19 protein-coding genes are annotated in these 19,192 nt (G+C 72.9%); 10 read left to right on the top strand and 9 right to left on the bottom strand.

Features of this window, described 5'->3' with window-relative positions; all coding sequences use genetic code 11:
- The first annotated feature begins 137 nt into the window (after positions 1-137).
- The 3 genes from GB864_RS05510 to GB864_RS18925 all read left to right on the top strand — a co-directional run bounded on the left by GB864_RS05510 (position 138) and on the right by GB864_RS18925 (position 4,169).
- The gene (locus GB864_RS05510) at positions 138-1,367 is read left to right on the top strand and encodes an LLM class flavin-dependent oxidoreductase (RefSeq protein ID WP_160423345.1); all 1,230 of its coding nucleotides are present in this window, start codon (positions 138-140) and stop codon (positions 1,365-1,367) included.
- Positions 1,364-1,993 (top strand): CE1759 family FMN reductase, encoded by a 630-nt coding sequence (locus GB864_RS05505; RefSeq protein WP_160423344.1) that lies wholly within the window; start codon positions 1,364-1,366, stop codon positions 1,991-1,993. Before GB864_RS05510 ends, GB864_RS05505 begins: the two co-directional genes overlap by 4 nt.
- 169 nt (positions 1,994-2,162) lie before the next feature.
- A complete protein-coding gene (locus GB864_RS18925; RefSeq protein WP_160423343.1) occupies positions 2,163-4,169 on the top strand; it encodes a glycosyltransferase in 2,007 nt (668 codons plus the stop codon).
- An 88-nt stretch (positions 4,170-4,257) separates the two neighbouring features.
- On the opposite strand, the gene GB864_RS05495 is transcribed toward GB864_RS18925, so the two are convergent.
- The 3 genes from GB864_RS05495 to GB864_RS05485 all read right to left on the bottom strand — a co-directional run bounded on the left by GB864_RS05495 (position 4,258) and on the right by GB864_RS05485 (position 7,681).
- A complete protein-coding gene (locus GB864_RS05495) occupies positions 4,258-4,659 on the bottom strand; it encodes a DUF779 domain-containing protein (RefSeq protein WP_336603886.1) in 402 nt (133 codons plus the stop codon).
- A gap of 12 nt (positions 4,660-4,671) precedes the next feature.
- Positions 4,672-6,258 (bottom strand): acetaldehyde dehydrogenase ExaC, encoded by a 1,587-nt coding sequence (gene exaC / locus GB864_RS05490; RefSeq protein WP_160423342.1) that lies wholly within the window; start codon positions 6,256-6,258, stop codon positions 4,672-4,674.
- A 196-nt stretch (positions 6,259-6,454) separates the two neighbouring features.
- Positions 6,455-7,681, bottom strand: coding sequence for a GAF domain-containing protein (locus tag GB864_RS05485; protein WP_236778904.1), 1,227 nt, complete (start codon positions 7,679-7,681; stop codon positions 6,455-6,457).
- Between the two features lie 347 nt (positions 7,682-8,028).
- On the opposite strand from GB864_RS05485, the gene GB864_RS05480 reads away from it, so the two are divergent.
- Positions 8,029-10,290 carry a polyribonucleotide nucleotidyltransferase gene (locus GB864_RS05480; RefSeq protein ID WP_160423340.1) on the top strand — a complete coding sequence of 754 codons (2,262 nt, stop codon included), beginning with the start codon at positions 8,029-8,031 and terminating at the stop codon, positions 10,288-10,290.
- A gap of 94 nt (positions 10,291-10,384) precedes the next feature.
- Here GB864_RS05480 and GB864_RS05475 read toward each other — a convergent pair whose 3' ends face one another.
- Positions 10,385-11,107, bottom strand: a complete 723-nt coding sequence (locus tag GB864_RS05475; protein WP_160423339.1) for an MBL fold metallo-hydrolase — start codon at positions 11,105-11,107, stop codon at positions 10,385-10,387.
- A 79-nt stretch (positions 11,108-11,186) separates the two neighbouring features.
- On the opposite strand from GB864_RS05475, the gene GB864_RS05470 reads away from it, so the two are divergent.
- From GB864_RS05470 to GB864_RS05455, 4 genes are all read left to right on the top strand, one after another.
- The gene (locus GB864_RS05470; RefSeq protein ID WP_160423338.1) at positions 11,187-11,783 is read left to right on the top strand and encodes a TetR/AcrR family transcriptional regulator; all 597 of its coding nucleotides are present in this window, start codon (positions 11,187-11,189) and stop codon (positions 11,781-11,783) included.
- Positions 11,784-11,871: 88 nt separating this feature from the next.
- Entirely contained in the window at positions 11,872-13,014 is a 1,143-nt protein-coding gene (locus GB864_RS05465) for an aldo/keto reductase (RefSeq protein WP_336603885.1), read from the top strand.
- Between the two features lie 54 nt (positions 13,015-13,068).
- Positions 13,069-14,505 carry a M16 family metallopeptidase gene (locus GB864_RS05460; protein WP_160423337.1) on the top strand — a complete coding sequence of 479 codons (1,437 nt, stop codon included), beginning with the start codon at positions 13,069-13,071 and terminating at the stop codon, positions 14,503-14,505.
- Positions 14,502-15,104 carry a histidine phosphatase family protein gene (locus GB864_RS05455; protein ID WP_160423336.1) on the top strand — a complete coding sequence of 201 codons (603 nt, stop codon included), beginning with the start codon at positions 14,502-14,504 and terminating at the stop codon, positions 15,102-15,104. The genes GB864_RS05460 and GB864_RS05455 overlap by 4 nt, the downstream gene beginning before the upstream one ends.
- Positions 15,105-15,142: 38 nt before the next feature.
- On the opposite strand, the gene GB864_RS05450 is transcribed toward GB864_RS05455, so the two are convergent.
- On the bottom strand, positions 15,143-15,628 hold the full coding sequence (locus GB864_RS05450; RefSeq protein WP_160423335.1) for a GNAT family N-acetyltransferase: 486 nt from the start codon (positions 15,626-15,628) through the stop codon (positions 15,143-15,145).
- 85 nt (positions 15,629-15,713) lie between these two features.
- Here GB864_RS05450 and dapB point away from each other — a divergent pair, with 85 nt between their 5' ends.
- Together dapB and GB864_RS05440 are read left to right on the top strand one after the other, a co-directional pair.
- Positions 15,714-16,463, top strand: a complete 750-nt coding sequence (gene dapB, locus GB864_RS05445) for a 4-hydroxy-tetrahydrodipicolinate reductase (RefSeq protein ID WP_336603884.1) — start codon at positions 15,714-15,716, stop codon at positions 16,461-16,463.
- 31 nt (positions 16,464-16,494) lie between these two features.
- Positions 16,495-16,926: a tetratricopeptide repeat protein gene (locus tag GB864_RS05440; protein WP_202106999.1), complete on the top strand. Its 432-nt coding sequence runs from the start codon at positions 16,495-16,497 to the stop codon at positions 16,924-16,926.
- Here GB864_RS05440 and GB864_RS05435 read toward each other — a convergent pair.
- From GB864_RS05435 to GB864_RS05420, 4 genes are all read right to left on the bottom strand, one after another.
- Entirely contained in the window at positions 16,883-17,806 is a 924-nt protein-coding gene (locus GB864_RS05435) for a TIGR01777 family oxidoreductase (protein WP_160423334.1), read from the bottom strand. The two genes, GB864_RS05440 and GB864_RS05435, sit on opposite strands and share 44 nt — an antisense overlap.
- Positions 17,806-18,231: an OsmC family peroxiredoxin gene (locus GB864_RS05430; RefSeq protein WP_160423333.1), complete on the bottom strand. Its 426-nt coding sequence runs from the start codon at positions 18,229-18,231 to the stop codon at positions 17,806-17,808. Before GB864_RS05430 ends, GB864_RS05435 begins: the two co-directional genes overlap by 1 nt.
- A 70-nt stretch (positions 18,232-18,301) precedes the next feature.
- Positions 18,302-18,766: a DUF4395 domain-containing protein gene (locus tag GB864_RS05425; protein WP_160423332.1), complete on the bottom strand. Its 465-nt coding sequence runs from the start codon at positions 18,764-18,766 to the stop codon at positions 18,302-18,304.
- Positions 18,753-19,192, bottom strand: a 440-nt coding sequence (locus tag GB864_RS05420; protein WP_160423331.1) for a thioredoxin family protein, incomplete at its 5' end; no start/stop codon positions are given. The genes GB864_RS05425 and GB864_RS05420, both read right to left, overlap by 14 nt.

The raw sequence follows: 19,192 nt of genomic DNA, 5'->3' as shown, positions 1-19,192 counted from the left end.
CGTTCCCGTGCGTGCGCCATTCGTCCGCGAGGTCTGCGACGGCGGGGAATAGAGTTGCGCCGCGCTCGGTTCAATGCAAACGTATTGAACGAAGCGCGCAACGCGATTCGCCGCAACCCTGGCCCAGGAGGCTGAAAATGCAGTTCGGAATCTTCTCGGTATCGGACATCACCGAGGACCCCACGACGGGCGTCACGCCCAGCGAGGCGGAGCGCATCCGGGCGATCACGACGATCGCGAAGCACGCCGAGGAGGTGGGCCTGGACGTCTTCGCCCTGGGCGAGCACCACAACCCGCCGTTCTTCTCCTCGTCGCCGACGACGACCCTCGCCTACATCGCGGGCCAGACCGAGCGACTCCAGCTCACCACGGCGACCACCCTCATCACCACGAACGACCCGGTGAAGATCGCCGAGGACTTCGCGATGCTCCAGCACGTCTCCGGCGGTCGCACCGATCTCATGCTCGGCCGAGGCAACACCGGCCCGGTCTACCCGTGGTTCGGCAAGGACATCCGTCAGGGCCTGCCCCTCGCCGTCGAGAACTACGAGCTCCTGCACCGCCTGTGGCGCGAGGACGTCGTCGACTGGGAGGGCCGCTTCCGCACCCCGCTGCAGGGCTTCACCTCGACGCCGCGACCCCTCGACGACGTGCCGCCGTTCGTGTGGCACGGCTCCATCCGCACCCCCGAGGTCGCCGACCAGGCCGCCTACTACGGCGACGGGTTCTTCGCGAACCACATCTTCTGGCCCGCCTCGCACACGCAGCGCATGATCGCCCTCTACCGCCAGCGCTTCGAGCACTACGGGCACGGCACCGCCGCGCAGGCGATCGTCGGCCTCGGCGGCCAGGTCTTCATGGGCAAGACCTCGCAGGCGGCCAAGGACGCGTTCCGCCCGTACTTCGACAACGCCCCCGTCTACGGCCACGGCCCGACGATGGAGGAGTTCACCGAGCAGACCCCGCTCACCGTCGGCAGCCACCAGGAGGTCATCGACAAGACGCTCGGCTTCCGCGAGTACGTCGGCGACTACCAGCGCCAGCTCTTCCTCGTCGACCACGCGGGCCTGCCGCTCAAGACGGTCCTCGAGCAGCTCGACCACCTCGGCGAGATCCTGCCCGCGCTGCGCGCCGGCTTCGCCGAGGGCCGCCCGGCCGACGTGCCCGACGCGCCGACCCACGCCTCGCTGGTCGCCGCGAAGTACGGTGACGCCGAGCCCCGTCAGCCCCGTCCGCGTGCGAACCGCGGCGACAACGTCACCGGCGGCTCGCCCTACCAGGACACCTCGGCGAAGCCCGCCGAGCCCGTCGGCCGTTCCGGCTCGGCATTCGGCCCGGCCGCGACCCGGACGGAGGCCGTGCGATGACGACCAAGCGCATCGTCGTCGTCTCCTCGGGGCTCTCGACGCCGTCCTCCACCCGTCAGCTGGCCGACCGGCTCGCCGACGACACCGCGACCGAGCTGCGCGAGCGCGGCGTCGAGGCGGAGTTCCAGTTCGTCGAGCTGCGCGACCTCGCCCACGACATCGCCAACCACCTGCTGCTCGGCTTCGCGCCGCCCAAGCTCGAGGCGGTGCTCGAATCGCTCGGCCGCGCCGACGGCCTCATCGCCGTGACGCCGATCTTCACGACGAGCTACGCGGGCCTGTTCAAGTCGTTCGTCGACCTGATCGACCCCGACGCGCTGACCGACCTGCCGGTGCTGCTCGGCGCGACCGGCGGCACGCCGCGCCACTCGCTCGCGATCGACTACGCGATGCGTCCGCTGTTCACCTACCTGCACGCGGTGCCCATGACGACCGGCGTCTTCGCGGCGACGGGCGACTGGGGCACCGGCGGCGACGGCGTGCGCTCGCTGCCCGACCGCATCCGCCGCGGTGCGAGCGAGTTCGCCGAGGCGGTCGACCGTTTCGACCGCACGGCCGTGCACGGCGACCCGTTCGCCCTCGACCGGCCCATGGGCCACCTCCTCGGCGGGCTCGCGGGGGAGTAGGTCTCCGGCACCTCGCGGCGGGCGGGCATCCGAATCGGGATGCCCGCCCGCCGCGTTCCTCTGCCCGGAGGCGACCGGCCGCGGACCGGACGGCGACCATCGGGTGAACCCTCGGCGATCAGCACCGCCACGGGCGCCGGACGGGCGCCAGACCGCGCATCCTGGCCTCGTGCGCGTGATCGTCTTCGCTGAAACGTTCCTCCCGCAGGCCAACGGCGTGGTCAACTCCGTGGTCCAGGTGCTGCGTCGACTCGACGCCCTCGGGCACGACGCCCTCGTCGTCGCACCGGCGCCGCCCGTCGGGCATTCCGCACCCGACGCCCCGTTCGGCGCCGAGCTCGCCCTCATCCCGTCGGTCGCACTGCCCGGATATCCGGAGGTGCGCCTCGCGCCGGCGACGCCTCGGCGCCTCGCGCCGATCGTGCGCCGCTTCGGCCCCGACGTCGCCCACCTCGCCTCGCCCTTCGTGCTGGGCGGGGCCGGAGTGCGGGCGAGCGCCGCCGCCGGCGTGCCGACCGTCGCCGTCTACCAGACCGACGTGCCCGGCTACGCCCGCCGATACGGCGCCGCGCCGGCGGAGGCCGCGCTCGCCCGTCGCGTCGCGGACATCCACGGCCGGGCCACCCTCACGCTCGCGCCCTCGACGGCCGCCGTCGCCGATCTCGAACGCCTCGGCGTGCCGCGCGTGCGCACCTGGGGTCGCGGGATCGACGCCGAGCGCTTCCGCCCCGAGCGACGCAGCCGCGCCTGGCGGGCGCGGAACGCCCCCGGCGGGGAGACCGTCATCGGCTACGTCGGCCGGCTCGCCCCCGAGAAGCAGCTCAGCGACCTCGCCGCGCTCGCCGGGCTCCCGGGCACCCGGCTCGTCATCGTCGGCGAGGGTCCCGAGCGGAGCCGGCTCGAGGCGCTCCTGCCCGAGGCGGTCTTCCTCGGACGGCTCGACGGCGACGCGCTCGCCGAGGCGGTCGCGGGCTTCGACGTCTTCGTGCACCCCGGCCCGCACGAGACGTTCGGACAGACGATCCAGGAGGCCCTCGCGAGCGGCGTGCCGGTCGTCGCCGTCGGCGCGGGCGGTCCCCTCGACCTCGTCGACGTCTCCCGCACCGGATGGCTCTACGAACCGGGCGATCTCGCCGGGATGCGCGCGCACGTCGCCGACCTCGTGGGCGACGCGGCGAAGCGCCGGGCCTTCGGCGAGGCCGCCCGCGACGCGATGCGCGGCCGCGGCTGGGACCGGCTCGTCGACGAGCTCGTCGAGCACTACGCCGACGCGATCGAGCTCGCGCGCGCGGGCGACGCGCGCTTCCTCACCGCCGTCGGCGGCATCCCGGAGCCGCAGCCGGCGGGGCTGCGTCCCGACCGATTCGTCGCCGTCGGCGATTCGCTCACCGAGGGGCTCGACGACACCAGCCGGCAGGCCGACGGGCAGTACCGGGGCTGGGCCGACCGGCTCGCAATGCTCCTCGCGCTCTCGCGCGGCGCGGCGGGCGACTCCGCCGGCCAGGATGCGCCGCCCCTGCGCTACGCGAACCTCGCCGTGCGCTCCCGCCGTGTCCGGGACGTCGTCGACGAGCAGATCCCCGCCGCGATCGGCCTCGGCGCGGACCTCGTCGCCGTGCTCGTCGGCGGGAACGATCTCGTGAAATGGCGGGCCCGGCCCGACGCGCTCGCCGCGCGCCTCGACACGGGCATCGCCCGGCTGCGCGACGCCGGGGTCGAAGTGCTCCTCGTGACGGCGTTCACGCCGCCGAACCCGCTCGTCGCGCGACTGCAGCCGCGCTTCGCGCGCTTCAACCGGGCGCTCGCCCAGATCGCCGAACGGCGAGGATGCCGCCTGCTCGACTTCGGGGCGCACCGCGAGTTCCTCGACGAGCGCGTCTGGTCGCCCGACCGCGTGCACCTCGGCTCCCGCGGGCACCGGCTGCTGGCCTACCGCGCCGCCGCCGTCCTCGGCGTGCCCGATGCCGCGGCCCTCGCCGCGCTCGACGACGCGCTGCACGACGGCGACGGCGACGACCCGCTGCCGACTCGCGAATGGGTGCGGCGCCACGCCGCCCCCTGGGCCTGGCGCCGCCTCCGCGGCCGCACCGCCGGCGACGGGATGTCCGCCAAGCACGACCGGCTCATCGAGCTGCGGCCGGGCGACGGCGCGCGGGCGCCGCACGAGACCACCTGATCGCCTGGCGCGCCCCTCGCCCGACGGCGGCGTGGGCGCCGCACGAGGCATCCGAACCCCCGATCGGATGCCTCGCGCGGCCGTTCCCTCAGCCCTGCGGCAGCAGGCCGAACTCGGCCAGTTCCGCGTCGTCCAGCAGGCGCGAGCGGATCAGGAACCGCTTGCCCTCGGGGGCCTCGACCGAGAACCCCGAGCCGCGCCCGTCGACGACGTCGATCGTCAGGTGCGTGTACTTCCAGTACTCGAACTGGAAGGCCGACATGAACACCTCGATCGGTTCGAGCCCGTCGATGCGGAGTTCCCCCAACCGCACGTCGCCCGGGCCCGTGCGGAACATCCCGACGGGGTAGCACATGGGCGAGGACCCGTCGCAGCAGCCGCCGGACTGATGGAACATGAGCGGGCCGTGGGCCGCGGTGAGCCGGCGGAGGAAGTCGCCCGCCTCCGCCGTCACCGCGACCCGCGACGTCCCGGACTCACCGGTGCCCACGGCATCCGCCGATCAGAAGAAGCCCATGGGGCCGTCGGCGTACGACACCAGGAGGTTCTTCGTCTGCTGGTAGTGGTCGAGCATCATCTTGTGGTTCTCGCGGCCGATGCCCGACTGCTTGTACCCGCCGAACGCGGCGTGCGCCGGGTACTGGTGGTACGTGTTCGACCACACGCGGCCGGCCTCGATGGCGCGGCCCGCGCGGTAGAGCTGCGACCCGTTGCGGCTCCACACGCCCGCGCCGAGGCCGTAGAGCGTGTCGTTGGCGATCGAGATGGCGTCGTCGTACGTGTCGAACGAGGTGAGCGCGAGCACGGGCCCGAAGATCTCCTCCTGGAAGATGCGCATCGAGTTGCGCCCCTCGAACACCGTCGGCTGCACGTAGTAGCCGCCGGCGAGGTCGCCGCCGAGGTCGGCGCGCTCGCCGCCGGTGATGAGCTTCGCACCCTCCGCCTTGCCGATCTCGATGTAGCTGAGGATCTTCTCCAGCTGGTCGTTCGAGGCCTGGGCGCCGATCATCGTCGACAGGTCGAGCGGGTCGCCCTGCTTGACCTTGCCGACCCGCTCGAGGCCGTCGGCGACGAAGCCGTCGTAGATCGAACGCTGCACAAGCGCGCGCGACGGGCACGTGCAGACCTCGCCCTGGTTGAGGGCGAAGAACGTGAAGCCCTCGAGCGCCTTGTCGTAGAACGAGTCCTTCGCGTCGGCGACGTCTTCGAAGAAGATGTTCGGGCTCTTGCCGCCGAGCTCGAGCGTGACGGGGATGAGCCGCTCGCTCGCGTACTGCATGATGAGCCGGCCCGTCGTCGTCTCGCCCGTGAAGGCGATCTTGCGGATGCGCGGGTGCGAAGCGAGGGGAGCGCCGGCCTCGAAGCCGAAGCCGTTGACGACGTTGAGCACGCCGTCGGGCAGCAGGTCGCCGATGAGGTCGATGAGCACGTGGATCGACGCCGGCGTCTGCTCGGCCGGCTTCAGCACGACGCAGTTGCCCGCGGCGAGCGCGGGAGCGAGCTTCCACACGGCCATCAGGATCGGGAAGTTCCACGGGATGATCTGCCCGACGACGCCGAGCGGCTCGTGGAAGTGGTACGCCACCGTGTCCTGGTCGAGTTCGGCCGCACCGCCCTCCTGGGCGCGGATCGCGCCGGCGAAGTAGCGGAAGTGGTCGATCGCGAGCGGAAGGTCGGCGGCGAGCGTCTCCCGGACGGGCTTGCCGTTCTCCCAGGTCTCGGCGACGGCGAGCGCCTCCAGGTTCGCCTCCATGCGGTCGGCGATCTTGTTCAGGATGACCGCCCGCTCCGCGGGGCTCGTCTTCCCCCAGGCGGGGAACGCGGCCCAGGCGGCATCCACGGCCCGGTCGACGTCGGGCGCGGTGCCGCGCGCGATCTCGCAGAAGCCCTGGCCCGTGACCGGGGTGATGTCCTCGAAGTACTGGCCGGAGGCGGGGGCGACGTACTTGCCGCCGATGTAGTGGTCGTAGCGCGCTCGGTACGAGACCACGGAGCCGTCCTCGCCGGGGCGGGCGTAGACGGTCGGGGCGTCGGCGGCGGGGACGTCGTCGGGCTCGGCGACGGCGGAGGGATCGGCGGTGAGGGTCATGGGAAGGCTCCTTCGACTTCGCATGCGCACCGGGTGTGCGCCGATCTGGACGCTACGGGCGGCGACGTTGCAGTCCGTTGCACGCCGTCGGTCGAGGAGCGCACCTGAGCTGGTCGAGGAGCGACGAAGGAGCGTCTCGAGACCGCAGAGGCCCGACCAGGTCTCGAGACGCTTCGCTGCTCGACCGACGAGACCGCTAACCGAGTTCGCGCTCGATGCGCTCGAGCGCCGCGACCGCGATGGCGCGCTTCGGCGAGAGCCGCGGCAGCGCGTGGAGGGCCGCGCGCCACACTTCGGCGTCGTCGCGCCCGCGGTCGCGCCCCCACGCGAGCAGCAGGTCGGCCGAGCCCGACTCGAGCAGCGCCTCGCGCAGCCCCGCGGCGACGTCGGCATGCAGCTCGGCGACGCCGGGCGACGCGGAGCCGGGCAGTGGGCCGCCGCCGAACGCCTCTACGGCCGCGCGGTGCGCGCCGCGGCGCTGCAACTCGACGACGCCGCCGAGGTCGAGCTCGAGTTCCGCGCCGAGCCGGTAGGGGCGGGCGAGCGGTCCGAGTTCCGGGGCGACGCCCGCGAGTGCGCGACGCAGCCGCACGATCTCGGCGCGCAGGGTCACCGTCGAGGGCGCGTCGCCGTAGACGAGGGCGGCGAGCGCCTCCGCGCCGATGCCGCCGCGATGCCAGGCGAGCAGCGCGAGGAGCTCGGAGTGCCGGGCGCTCAGCGTCGTGCGCTCGCCCGTCGCGCCGACGAGCTCGCCCGTGTCGCGCCCGAGGATGCTGAGCCGCGCCGCTCCCGTGCGCCGCGTCGGCTTCGGGCGGGATCGCGCCGGCCGGCGCAGCCGTTCGATGAGGAGCTCCCGCTCGACCGCGGCGGCCGTGGCCACGAGCAGCGGCAGCACGTGCGCGGCCGCCGCGTCGGAGCCGCCCGTGACGTCGAGCACCCCGATGAGTTCGCCGTGCTCCGGGTCGTGCACCGGCACCGCCGTGCAGCTCCACGGCTTCACGGTCTCCGCGAAGTGCTCGTCGGCGCGGATCTGCACGCCGCGGTCGACGGCGAGCGCCGTCCCCGGCGCGCTCGTGCCGACGGTCGCCTCGCTCCAGTCGGCGCCCTCGACGAATCGCATGCCCTCGGCCTTCGCGCGGAGGCCGGGGTCGCCCTCGACCCAGAGCAGCCGGCCCCGCGCGTCGCCGACCGCCACGAGCACGCCGGATCCGGGCTCGGCGTCCTGCACGAGGAGCCGGCGCACGACGGGCAGGGCCGCGGCGAGCGGATGCGCGGCGCGGAGGTCGTCGAGGGCGTCGGCGTCGAGGTCGAGCGGGGCGGCGGCGAGCTCCGGCTCGAGCCGGGCGGCCCGCGCCCGCAGCCACGACGAGGCGACGAGGTCGCGCAGCCCGCCGGGCTGGGGCGCGCTCGTGCGCTCGGGCATCCTCGCCTCCGATCGCCGTCGATCCGATTCCGGCGTCATCCTAGGCAGGTCGCGCCGGGATCCGACAGCCCCCGACCGGGTTCGCGGTCCCGACCGCGCGGAGCGGAGGGCGACCGTGCGCCGCGAATCGGGGCGCGATCAGGCCCGACTGCTAGGATCGACGGCGGAGCAGCGACGGAACGCTGGTCTCCTGCAGTGGCCTTCCGATCACCGGCTCGACGAGTCGGGCTCGGCGGACTTCTCCGGGTTACCAGCACCGGCGTCGCCAGACGCCCGTTCCGCCGATCTGCTCCGCGTTCGAGTCGTGCCCGCACGGGGTGCGACGTTAAACAAAGGAGAGAGACCTCTTGGAAGGTCCTGAAATCACGTTCGCCGAAACGGTCATCGACAACGGCCGCTTCGGCACCCGCACGATCCGATTCGAAACCGGCCGTCTCGCCCAGCAGTCGCAGGGCTCCGCGGTCGCCTACCTCGATGACGAGACGATGCTGCTCTCGGCGACGTCCGCCTCGAAGCAGCCGAAGGATCAGTTCGACTTCTTCCCGCTCACGATCGACGTCGAAGAGCGCATGTACGCCGCGGGCCGCATCCCCGGCTCGTTCTTCCGTCGCGAGGGCCGCCCCTCGACCGACGCCATCCTGACCTGCCGTCTCATCGACCGCCCGCTGCGCCCGTCGTTCGTCGACGGTCTCCGCAACGAGATCCAGGTCGTCGTGACGGTCCTCTCGATCGCCCCCGACGAGCTGTACGACGTGCTGGCCATCAACGCCGCCTCCATGTCGACGCAGATCGCCGGCCTGCCCTTCTCCGGCCCGATCGGCGGCGTCCGCGTCGCACTCGTGCCGACCGAGCCGGGCAAGGGCCAGTGGGTCGCGTTCCCGAAGTACTCCGAGCTCAACGACGCCGTGTTCAGCATGGTCGTCGCCGGCCGCGTCGTCACCGACGCGAACGGCGTCGAAGACGTCGCGATCATGATGATCGAGGCCGAGGCGACCGACACGTCGTTCGAGCAGATCCGCGCCGGCGCGATCAAGCCCGACGAGACGGTCATCGCCGAGGGCATCGAGGCCTCGAAGCCCTTCATCAAGCAGCTCGTCGAGGCGCAGGCGAAGGTCGCGGCCACCGCGTCCAAGCCGACGGCCGACTACCCGGTCTTCCCGTCGTACTCCGACGAGGTCGGCGCGTTCGTCGCCGAGCTCGCCTCGGCCGAGCTCGCCGGCGTTTACCAGATCGCCGACAAGATCGAGCGCCAGAACGCCGACGACGCCCTCAAGGCGCGCGTCAAGGAGGCCGTGGCCGCCAAGGTCGAGGCCGGCGAGCTGCCCGCCTCGGCGAACAACCAGGTCTCGGCCGCCTACAAGTCGGCGACCAAGAAGGTCGTCCGCGGCCGCGTCCTCTCCGAGGGCGTGCGCATCGACGGCCGCGGCCTCGCCGACATCCGTCCGCTCGACGCCGAGGTGCAGGTCGTGCCCCGCGTGCACGGGTCGGCGATCTTCCAGCGCGGCGAGACCCAGATCCTGGGCGTCACCACGCTGAACATGCTCAAGATGGAGCAGCAGATCGATTCGCTCTCGCCCGAGACGAAGAAGCGCTACATGCACAACTACAACTTCCCGCCCTACTCCACGGGCGAGACGGGTCGTGTGGGTTCGCCGAAGCGTCGCGAGATCGGCCACGGCGCCCTCGCCGAGCGCGCGCTCGTGCCGGTGCTGCCGAGCCGCGAGGAGTTCCCCTACGCGATCCGCCAGGTGTCCGAGGCCCTCGGCTCCAACGGTTCGACGTCGATGGGCTCCGTCTGCGCCTCGACGCTGTCGCTGCTCAACGCGGGCGTGCCGCTGAAGGCGCCCGTCGCGGGCATCGCGATGGGCCTCATCTCCGAGACCGACGAGTCGGGCGAGACGCGCTACGCGGCCCTCACCGACATCCTCGGCGCCGAAGACGCCCTCGGCGACATGGACTTCAAGGTCGCCGGCACGTCGGAGTTCGTCACCGCGATCCAGCTCGACACGAAGCTCGACGGCATCCCCGCCTCGGTGCTCGCCGGCGCGCTGACGCAGGCGAAGGACGCCCGCACGACGATCCTCTCGGTGCTCAACGCCGCGATCGACGGCCCCGACGAGATGGCCCCGACCGCGCCCCGCGTGATCTCGGTCCAGATCCCCGTCGACAAGATCGGCGAGCTGATCGGCCCGAAGGGCAAGACGATCAACGGCATCCAGGACGAGACCGGCGCCGACATCTCCATCGAGGAGGACGGCACCGTCTACATCGGCGCCGTCGACGGCCCGTCGGCCGAGGCCGCCCGTGCCCAGGTCAACGCGATCGCCAACCCGACCAACCCCGAGGTCGGCGAGCAGTTCCTCGGCACCGTCGTGAAGATCGCGACCTTCGGCGCGTTCGTCTCGCTCCTGCCCGGCAAGGACGGCCTGCTGCACATCAGCGAGGTCCGCAAGCTCGCCGGCGGCAAGCGAGTCGAGAACGTCGAGGACGTGCTCGGCGTCGGCCAGAAGATCCTCGTCGAGATCACGAAGATCGACGACCGCGGCAAGCTCTCGCTCGCGCCGGTCGTCGCCGAGGAGGAAGGCGCCGAGGCTCCCGCCGAGGCCTGATCCGCCGAGATCGACAGATCCGCGGAACGCCCGTTCCGACTCCGGTCGGGGCGGGCGTTCTGCATGTTCGATCCGCGGATGCCGCGGTGCGGCGTCAGCGGAGGGCGCCGGCCCGCTCGCGGACGGCGCGCACGACGTCGGCGGGGGCGGCCTCGAGCGCCGGGCCGTGGCCGGGGATCACCCAGCGGGCGTCGAGGTGATCGATGGCCGCGAGCGATTCGAGCGCGGTCGCCGGATCGTCGGTGAACGGCGCCGGCTGCGGGCCGCGCTCGCCGGTCAGCACATGGCCGGTGGTCAGTGCGTCGCCGACGAAGAGGGCGCCGACGGCGGGCACGTGCACCGCGACGCTGCCGGGGGAGTGGCCGGGCAGGCCGATGAGCACCGGGCTGCCGGGCAGGTCGAGCACGTCGCCGGCACGGACGGGGACGACCTCGGCGGGATGCTCGAGCGTGAAGCCGCGTTTGCGGAGGCCGTAGCCGATGAAGCGTGCGAGCGGGCCGATGCGGACCTTCCCCCAGGCGGGCTTGGTCGACTCCTCGCCGCGGGCGCGTGCGGCGTCGGCCTCGTGGACGTAGACCGCCGCGCCGTAGTCGCGGCGCAGTCGCTCGGCGATGCCGACGTGATCGGAGTCGCCGTGGGTGAGCACGACGCCGCGGATCTCGTCGGCGCTGCGGCCGATGCGCTCGAGCTCGGTTTCCAGTTCGGCCCAGTGGCCGGGCATGCCGGCGTCGACGAGGGTGAGGCCCTCGTCGGTGACGATGAGGTGGATGGCGACGAGATCGCCGCCGATGCGGTGGAGTCCGGGTGCGAGTTCCATGATGGCTACGATAGTTAGCCATGATGGCTACGCGCAATAGCTATGATCAATTCGTCCACCCCGAACGAAGGAGACGAGCATGCCGGCACCGGTGCGCACCACGAACGCCGAGATCGTCGCCGTGGCGCGCGACCTGCTCGAAGGGGGCGGACCCGATCGGATCACGATGCAGGCCGTCGCCGATCGCGTCGGCGTCAAGGCGCCCTCGCTCTACAAGCGCGTTCGCGATCGCGACGCGCTCCTGGCGCTCGTGGCCGACGCCGCGCTCGCCGACCTGCGCGTCCGCGTCGCCGCCGCGACCGGCGAGCGCGATCCGCGCGACGCACTGGTCTCCCTCGCCGGTGAGATCCGCAGGTTCGCCCACGAACGGCCCGAATCGTTCCGCTTCGTCTTCGCCCCCGGTGCGGGCGACGGCCGGCGCGAAGCCGCGCTCGCCGAGGCGGCGGCGCCCTTGCTCGAGGTCACGACCGCGCTCTGCGGTCCGGCGGATGCGCTGCCCGCGGCCCGCACCCTGACCGCCTGGAGCACGGGCTTCCTGCTCATGGAGCTCACCGGCGCCTTCCGGCTCGGCGGCGATGTCGACAGGGCCTGGGAATGGGGGCTCGAACGCCTCGTGCTCGCGATCGCCGGCCCGATCGCCAGGCTGACAGGCGGGTCGATCGGCGCGGTGCGATGAACTTTCGATAACGGTCGTCCGCGTCGACTACGGCGCGCACCCCGGCCCCGAATAGGATCGGGGGCAATCCTTGGGGGAGGAGAACGACGTGGGGGATGACGCAATCGGCTCGGCGCCGATCGGCTCGCAGCCGATCGAGACGCAGCCGATCGAGACGCAGCCGATGAGCACGGTCGAGATCGGCGAGCAGCTCAGCAGTCTCGACGTGGAGGCCGCGACGCTCGTGCGACGCTCCGGCCGGCACCGCGCGCCGGACGCCGATGAGCGCGTCGAGTACGTCGACACCAACCTGTTCTCCGGGCCGATCGCCGTCCAGCGGCGTTCTGCCATCGCCGACACGGGCATCACGGTGCACCCGCTGTGCCTCGGCGGCAGCACGTTCGGCTGGACCCTCGACCCCGAGGCCGCGTTCCAGGTGCTCGACCGGTTCGCGGGCATCGGCGGCGACTTCGTCGATACCGCCGACTCCTACGCGGCCGGGCGCAGCGAACTCATGATCGGGGCGTGGCTGAAGAGCCGGCGCCAACAGGGGCGGGTCGCGGTCGCGACGAAGATCGGACGGCACCCCGACGCGCCCGGTCTCTCGCCCGCGAGCATCCGGGCCGGTGTGGATGCCTCGCTCTCGCGCCTCGGCATCGAGCGCATCGACCTGCTCTACTTCCACGGCGAAGACCCGGCGACCCCGCTCGGCGAGAGCCTCGGCGAGGTCGACTCCCTCATCCGCGCCGGCAAGGTCCGCGCGATCGGTGCGAGCGACTTCTCGCCCGATGCGCTCATCGAAGCCCGGGTGCTCGCCGCCAACGGACTGCCGCGATTCGAAGCCCTCACCGTCGAGTACCACCTCATGCAGCGCCGCGCCTACGAGGGCGCGCGCGAGCTCGTCGCGCACGCGCAGGGCATCGCGGTCCTGCCCTACTTCGCCCTCGCCGGCGGTTTCCTGGCGGGTGCGGTGCGCCGACGCGCCGACATCCGGCACGACGCCCGCGGCTCGCGCGTCGCCCGGCACCTGAACCGTCGCGGGCACCGCGTGCTCGGGGCACTGGACGCCGTGGCGTTCAAGCACGGCGTCGAGCCGGCGACCGTCGCCCTCGCGTGGCTCACCGCCAAGCCGGGCGTCGTGGCGCCCGTCGCGAGCGCCGCCGATCCCGAGCAGGTGGACGCGCTCATGGCGGCCGCATCGCTCCAGCTCAGCCGCAGCGACCTCGTCGAGCTCGATCGCGCCTCCGCCTGACTCCGGTCCGACCGCCCGGCCCGCTGTCGGGCCCCCTGCCGTAGGCTGGACGGGATGAACAGCGCCGTCGCACTCCCGCTCGAAACGACCGAACTCTCCTTCCGGGCGGCCGGCGACTCGCTCGTCCGACGCACGCTCCTGCCGAGCGGCGTCCGCGTCCTCACCGAGGCCGTGCCGGGCGCGCGCAGCGCCACGATCGGCTACTGGGTGGCCGTCGGTTCGCGCGACGAATCCGGCCCGCACGGCACGAGCGCCGGCAGCTACGGCTCGACGCACTTCCTCGAGCACCTGCTCTTCAAGGGCACGCCGACGCGCACTGCGCTCGATCTCGCGGTCGCGTTCGACGAGGTCGGCGGCGAGCACAATGCGCTCACGGCCAAGGAGTACACCTGCTACTACGCCAAGGTGCAGGACCGCGACCTCGGCATGGCCGTCGACGTGCTCGCCGACATGTTCACCTCCTCGACCCTCGACCCGGTCGAGTTCGAGAACGAGCGCGGCGTCATCCTCGAAGAGCTCGGGATGGCGGGCGACGACCCGGCCGACGTCGCGGGGGAGCGCCTGTTCGAGTCGGTCTTCGGCGACCACCCGCTCGGGCGCCCGATCGGCGGCAACCCCGACACGATCCGCGCCGCGACCCGCGATGCGGTCCACGAGCACTACCGCGCCAACTACCGGCCCCAGGACCTCGTCGTGACGGCCGCGGGCGCGGTCGACCACGACGCCCTCGTCGCCCGTCTGCAGGACGGTCTCACCGCGGGCGGCTGGGACCTCGGCGTCGCAGGCTCGCCGGTGCCGCGCCGCGTCGGCGTGCCCACGTCGTACTCCCGCGCCGCCGCGCTCAACCTCACGCATCGGCCCAACGAGCAGGTCAACCTCTTCCTCGGGATGCCCGGCTTCGCCGCCGGCAACGACCGCCGCCATACCCTCTCGGTGCTCAACGCGATCTTCGGCGCCGGCATGTCGAGCCGCCTGTTCCAAGAGGTCCGCGAGCGTCGCGGCCTCGCCTATTCGGTCTATTCGTTCGGTGCGGGCTACTCCGACGCCGGCATGTTCGCGATGTACGCCGGCTGCACGCCCGGCAAGGCCGGCGAAGTCGCGAAGATCCTGCGGGGCGAGCTCGAGCGGCTCGCCGAGCACGGCGTCACCGATGTCGAACTGCGCCGCGCATCGGGTCAGCTCGGCGGCGCCTCGGCACTCGCCCTCGAGGACTCCGATACGCGGATGTCGCGGCTCGGCCGTGCCGAGCTCACCCTCGGCGAGTTCACGGACCTCGACGAGGGGCTCCGCCGCATCGCCGCCGTGACGGCGGAGGACGTCGCCGCACTCGCCGCCGATCTCGCCGCGGGCCCGCTCTCGATCGCGGCGGTCGGCGCGGTCGGCGCCGAAGTGTTCGACGGGGTCGCCGACCCGTCCGGCCCGGTCGTCGAGGAGTCCGCGGGCGTCGCGCCCGCGGCAGCCGCCGCTCGGGCGGGGGAGGCGCACGCATGACCCGGTTCCTCTACCTCGTGCGCCACGGCGAGCAGCTCGACGCCGAGCACGGTCTGCCCGACGGCCCGCTCTCCCCGCGCGGCCGCCGCCAGGCGCAGCTCGTCGCCGAGCGGCTCGGCGGGGTGCCCTTCGACGAGGCCTGGTATTCGCCGCTCACCCGCGCCGCCGAGACGGCCGCGATCATCGCCGAGAAGATGCCCGCCCTCGAGCCCGAGGAATCCGCCCTGCTCTTCGATTGCGTGCCGAGCGGTCCGGAGCAGGACACGCCGAGCGTCTACGACGGTTTCTTCGGCGGCGTCACCGAGGCGCAGATCGAGGCGGGCGCGGCGCAGATGGCCGATGCCACGGCCGAGTTCCTGGGCGCCGGCAATGGGGCGCACCACCAACTGCTCATCACGCACAACTTCGTGATCGCGTGGTTCGTGCGCGAGGTGCTCGAGGCGCCCGAGTGGCGCTGGCTGACGCTCAACCAGGCGAACTGCGGCCTGACCGTGCTCATGCAGCGGCCCGGCCGCCCCTGGAGCGTCGTGACCCACAACGACCTCGCCCACCTGCCCGCCGAACTCCGCACGGGACTGCCGGAGCCGTACCCGATCTGATCGGCGGTGCCGCGATCGGGGTGCGTCAGTGCTCGGCGTCAGAGCTCGAGCAGGTACCAGTCGGTCGCGTTGGGGTTGTCGTTGTACGCCGGGATGCTCCGGAAGCCCATCGACCGGTAGAGCCTGCCCGCGGCTTCGAGGCTCGCATTCGTGTCGAGCACGACTTCGGTCGCGCCGAACTCCCGCGCCCGCTCGATCAGCTCGGCGAGCACCGCGCGGCCGCGGCCGCCGCCCCGTCGCTCGGGGCGCACCCACAGGTGCTTGACCTCGTAGCGCACGGACGCATCCCCGGCCGGCAGCAGCCGCACGCCGCCGAGGCCGACCGACGGGACCATGCCGTCGCCGGTCTCGAGGTCGGCGATGAGGAGCACGCCCGCCGGCGGGGCGAAGGTCGCCTCCGAGGGGAACACCGGGCGGTAGGCGCCCGGGCCGCCCGGGAAGCCCGCCGCGCGTTCGGCGAAGTACTCGGCGAGCATCGCGACGGCTTCGGGGTCGGTCGCGGAGACCTCGCGGAAACGCAGCATCCTCCGAGCCTACGTCGGCGCAGCCCACCTGAACGCGGGGCGGGTGCGTCCGGGCTGTGAGTCCGGCGCGGCTAGGCTGGAAGGCGTGATTCGCGTGGCGGTGACCGGGGCCTCCGGTCGTATGGGGCGGCTCGTCGTCCGGCTCGTCGAGGAGGCCGACGACCTCGAACTGCATGCGGCGCTCGGCTCGGCCGACCCGCTCGAGCGGATGCTCGGCGCCGACGTCCTCGTCGACGTGACGGTCGCGCACTCAAGCGCCGAGATCGTGCCGTTCGCCGTCGATGCGGGCATCCCCGTCGTCGTCGGCACCTCGGGCTGGTCGCGCTCGCGCATCGCGGGCATCCGGCAGCAGGTCGAACGCCGTCTCGCGGCCGACGAGCGCGCCGCCGTGCGGTTCGTGCCGAACTTCTCGCTCGGCAGCGTCCTCGGCACTGCGTTCGCGCGCCTCGCCGCACCGTACTTCCCCTCGATCGAGATCCTCGAGGCGCACCACGCCGGCAAGGTCGACTCGCCCTCGGGCACGGCCGTGCGCACGGCCGAGCTCATCGGCGAGGCCCGCAGCGAGCTCGGCCCGGTGGCCGCGCCGCACGCCGACCAGCGCGCCCGGGGGCAGCTCGTCGCCGGCGTGCCGGTGCACTCGATGCGCCTCTCGGGCCTGCTCGCCAAGCAGGACGTCGTCCTCGGCGGCGACGGCGAGACCCTGACGATCACGCACACGACGTTCTCGGACGCCTCGTACGAGGCCGGCATCCTGCTCGCCGTCCGGTCGACGGTCGATGCCGCGGGCGTCGCCGTCGGGCTCGACGACCTGCTCGGCCTGCCCGGTTCGGAGTGACGTGAAGACCGCGCGCATCGCCGCCGTCGTCATGGCGGTGCTCCTCGCCCTGTACCTGGCCCTCGCCGGTTGGCGGGCGGTCCAGTTCATCCTGACGGGGGAACCGGTCGCCGTGATCATGGGCGTCGCCCTCATCGTGCTGCCGATCATCGCGGCGTGGGGGCTATGGCGCGAGCTCTCCTTCGGGTGGCGCTCGCAGGAGCTCGTCAAGCGGCTCGATGCCGAGGGCGGCCTCGACCTCGGCATCGCGGCGTCCGCGAGCGGTCGTGCCGACCGCACCGCCGCGACCGAGGCGTTCCCCCGGTTCAAAGACGCGGTCGAGGCGTCGCCGGAGTCGTGGCGCGACTGGATGCGCCTCGGGATCGTCTACGACGCCGCGGGCGACCGCAAGCGCGGCCGCGAGGCGGTGCGCACCGCGATCAGGCTGTCGCGCCCGCCGCGCTCCGACGACGCGACGCGCTGACGAGGGCGTCGACCGCATCCTCGATCGTGGGGTGCGCGAACTCGTAGCCGTCGGCGACGAGCCGCACGGGGGAGACCTTCTGGCTCGCGAGCAGCAGTTCGTCGGCGGCGTCGCCGAGCGCGAGCCCGAGCACCTTCTCGGGTACGACGAACGCGTGCGGGCGATGCATCCGCTCGGCGAGCGCACGGGTGACCCGGTCGGCGGTCGCGGGCGTCGGCCCGGCGAGGTTCACCGGCCCGGCGAGCTGCGAGGTCTCGAGCAGATGCAGGATCGCGCCGACCTCGTCGTCGAGCGAGATCCACGGCCAGTGCTGTCCGCCGAGGCCGATGCGGGAGCCGAGCCCGAACTTCGTGAGCGTGCGCACGGGAGCGAGCGCGCCGCCGGCGCCGATCACGAGACCGGTGCGGAATTGCACGGTGCGCGTCGCGCGCGGGGCGAGGGCGGCGGCGGTCTCCCATCGGGCGACGAGTTCGGCGAGGAAGCCGTCGCCGCGCGGGGACGACTCGACGAGCAGTTCACCGGGACGATCGCCGTAGTAGCCGACGGCCGAGGCGCTGAGGAAGACGCTCGGCGGTCGCTGCGCCTTGCGCATCGCGTCGGCGAGCGTGCGCGTCGCACCGAGTCGGCTGTCGATGAGCTCCTGCCGGTACGACTTCGTCCAGGGCAGTTTGGCGAGCGAGGCGCCCGAGAGGTTGACGACGGCGTCCGCGCGGTCCATGACCGTGAAATCGAGGATGCCGGAGGCCGGCGACCAGCTGGACTCGTCGGCCGATTCCGCGCGGCGTCGCACGAGCCGTACGACGTCGTGGCCGTGCTCGCGCAGCCGCGCCACGAGGGCGGTGCCGATGAACCCGGACGCGCCGGCGACGAGCACCCGCATCAGGCGAGCGACGCTTCGAGCGTGATCGGGATGGCCGCGAGCGCCTGGGAGACCGGGCAGTTCGCCTTCGCGTCCTCGGCGATCGCCGCGAACTGCTCGTCCGAGACGCCCGGCACCGTCGCATTGACGAGCAGGTGCGAGCCGAGGATGCCGGTGCCCGGTTGGAACGTGACGGCCGCGGTCGTCTGGATGGCGGTCGGTGGGAAGCCCGCCTGCGTCAGCGCGTTGGAGAACGCCATCGAGAAGCACGACGAGTGGGCCGCGGCGATGAGCTCCTCGGGGGTGGAGGTGCCGACGCCGCCCTCGGCGCGGGTCTTCCAATCCACCCGGAGTTCGGCGGCCTGCGACGAGTCGAGACTCACCGTGCCCTCGCCCTCGAACAGCGTGCCGTTCCAGACGGTCGTCGCCTCGCTCGTGATCGCCATCTCGGGCCTCCTCGTCTCCGTGCGGTGGGCACAGCCTAGCGAGACGACCCCCGTCCGGGGGAGAGCGGGTTCAGGCGTGCCGGATGACCCGTGCTCGCACGAGCAGCAGGTAGAACTGGCAGCCGAGGCAGTAGCCGAAGGCCGCGTTGAGGAACGCGGCGAGGAAGGCGACGGCGGCCGCGATCGGCACCGCGGCCGGGAGGCCGAGGGCGCCGAGGACGACGCCGACCGCGGTCACGGCGAAGCCGACGCCCTGCGCGAACGACGGCGGACGCGGGTCCTCGAGCTCGGCGGGCGGGGCGAGCCGCGGGCGGATGAAGCGCTTGAAGAACAGCCCGTACGGGTGCTGCTCGATGCCGCCGAACGCGCCCCACGCGAACAGGAGCGCGAGGAGCACGAGCAGCGCCCACGCGGCGACGATCGCCTCGACGAGCCCGAGCACGACGACGACCAGCAGGAGCGTCGCGGTCACGGCGGCGCCGAAGCGCGGGCCGCGCGGGTCGATCTTCGCTCGCGCGGAATCAGGCTGCGACATGGGGGCTCCCGCTCAATCGGTCGAGGTGCGCGCGGACGGCCTCCGCGCGGGGCAGGCCGCCGATGCGGGCGACCGGCGTGCCCGCGGCGTCGAGGATGAGGGTCGTCGGCGTCTGGAGGACGCGGAAGTGCGCGGCGATCTCGGGGGCGTCCGTCAGGTCGACCTCGACGCGACGGACGCCGGCGTAGTCGCCGGCCACCTGGTCGAGGCGGCGTGCCGCCCCGCCGCACTGGGCGCAGAACTCGCTCGTGAACTGCACGAGCGTCGCGGCTTCGCCGAGGTCGTCGTCGGAGAGGCGCAGGGCGTGAAGGGTCTCGCGGTGCGGCTCGTGGCCGGCCGCGCCGCGGACCGCCCGAGCCCGCCCGGCGCGTGCGCGGCCGACGAGGCCGATCGCCGTGGCGACCGCGACGAGGGCGGCGGCGGCGG

This window comes from Agromyces seonyuensis (assembly GCF_009789225.1).
In the GTDB taxonomy this organism is placed as follows: domain Bacteria; phylum Actinomycetota; class Actinomycetes; order Actinomycetales; family Microbacteriaceae; genus Agromyces; species Agromyces seonyuensis.
This window is presented reverse-complemented; position numbering and strand designations above follow the sequence as displayed.

Excerpts from the sequence above, each read along its gene's own strand:
- GB864_RS05430 (WP_160423333.1), bottom strand. The coding sequence starts at position 18,231 with ATGGCGATCACGAGCGAGGCGACGACCGTCTGGAACGGCACGCTGTTC.
- GB864_RS05470 (WP_160423338.1), top strand. The coding sequence starts at position 11,187 with ATGCCGGCACCGGTGCGCACCACGAACGCCGAGATCGTCGCCGTGGCG.
- GB864_RS05440 (WP_202106999.1), top strand. The coding sequence starts at position 16,495 with ATGGCGGTGCTCCTCGCCCTGTACCTGGCCCTCGCCGGTTGGCGGGCG.
- GB864_RS05455 (WP_160423336.1), top strand. The coding sequence starts at position 14,502 with ATGACCCGGTTCCTCTACCTCGTGCGCCACGGCGAGCAGCTCGACGCC.
- GB864_RS05485 (WP_236778904.1), bottom strand. The coding sequence starts at position 7,681 with ATGCCCGAGCGCACGAGCGCGCCCCAGCCCGGCGGGCTGCGCGACCTC.
- exaC (WP_160423342.1), bottom strand. The coding sequence starts at position 6,258 with ATGACCCTCACCGCCGATCCCTCCGCCGTCGCCGAGCCCGACGACGTC.
- GB864_RS05505 (WP_160423344.1), top strand. The coding sequence starts at position 1,364 with ATGACGACCAAGCGCATCGTCGTCGTCTCCTCGGGGCTCTCGACGCCG.
- GB864_RS05510 (WP_160423345.1), top strand. The coding sequence starts at position 138 with ATGCAGTTCGGAATCTTCTCGGTATCGGACATCACCGAGGACCCCACG.
- GB864_RS05450 (WP_160423335.1), bottom strand. The coding sequence starts at position 15,628 with ATGCTGCGTTTCCGCGAGGTCTCCGCGACCGACCCCGAAGCCGTCGCG.
- GB864_RS05425 (WP_160423332.1), bottom strand. The coding sequence starts at position 18,766 with ATGTCGCAGCCTGATTCCGCGCGAGCGAAGATCGACCCGCGCGGCCCG.
- GB864_RS05460 (WP_160423337.1), top strand. The coding sequence starts at position 13,069 with ATGAACAGCGCCGTCGCACTCCCGCTCGAAACGACCGAACTCTCCTTC.
- GB864_RS05475 (WP_160423339.1), bottom strand. The coding sequence starts at position 11,107 with ATGGAACTCGCACCCGGACTCCACCGCATCGGCGGCGATCTCGTCGCC.
- GB864_RS05435 (WP_160423334.1), bottom strand. The coding sequence starts at position 17,806 with ATGCGGGTGCTCGTCGCCGGCGCGTCCGGGTTCATCGGCACCGCCCTC.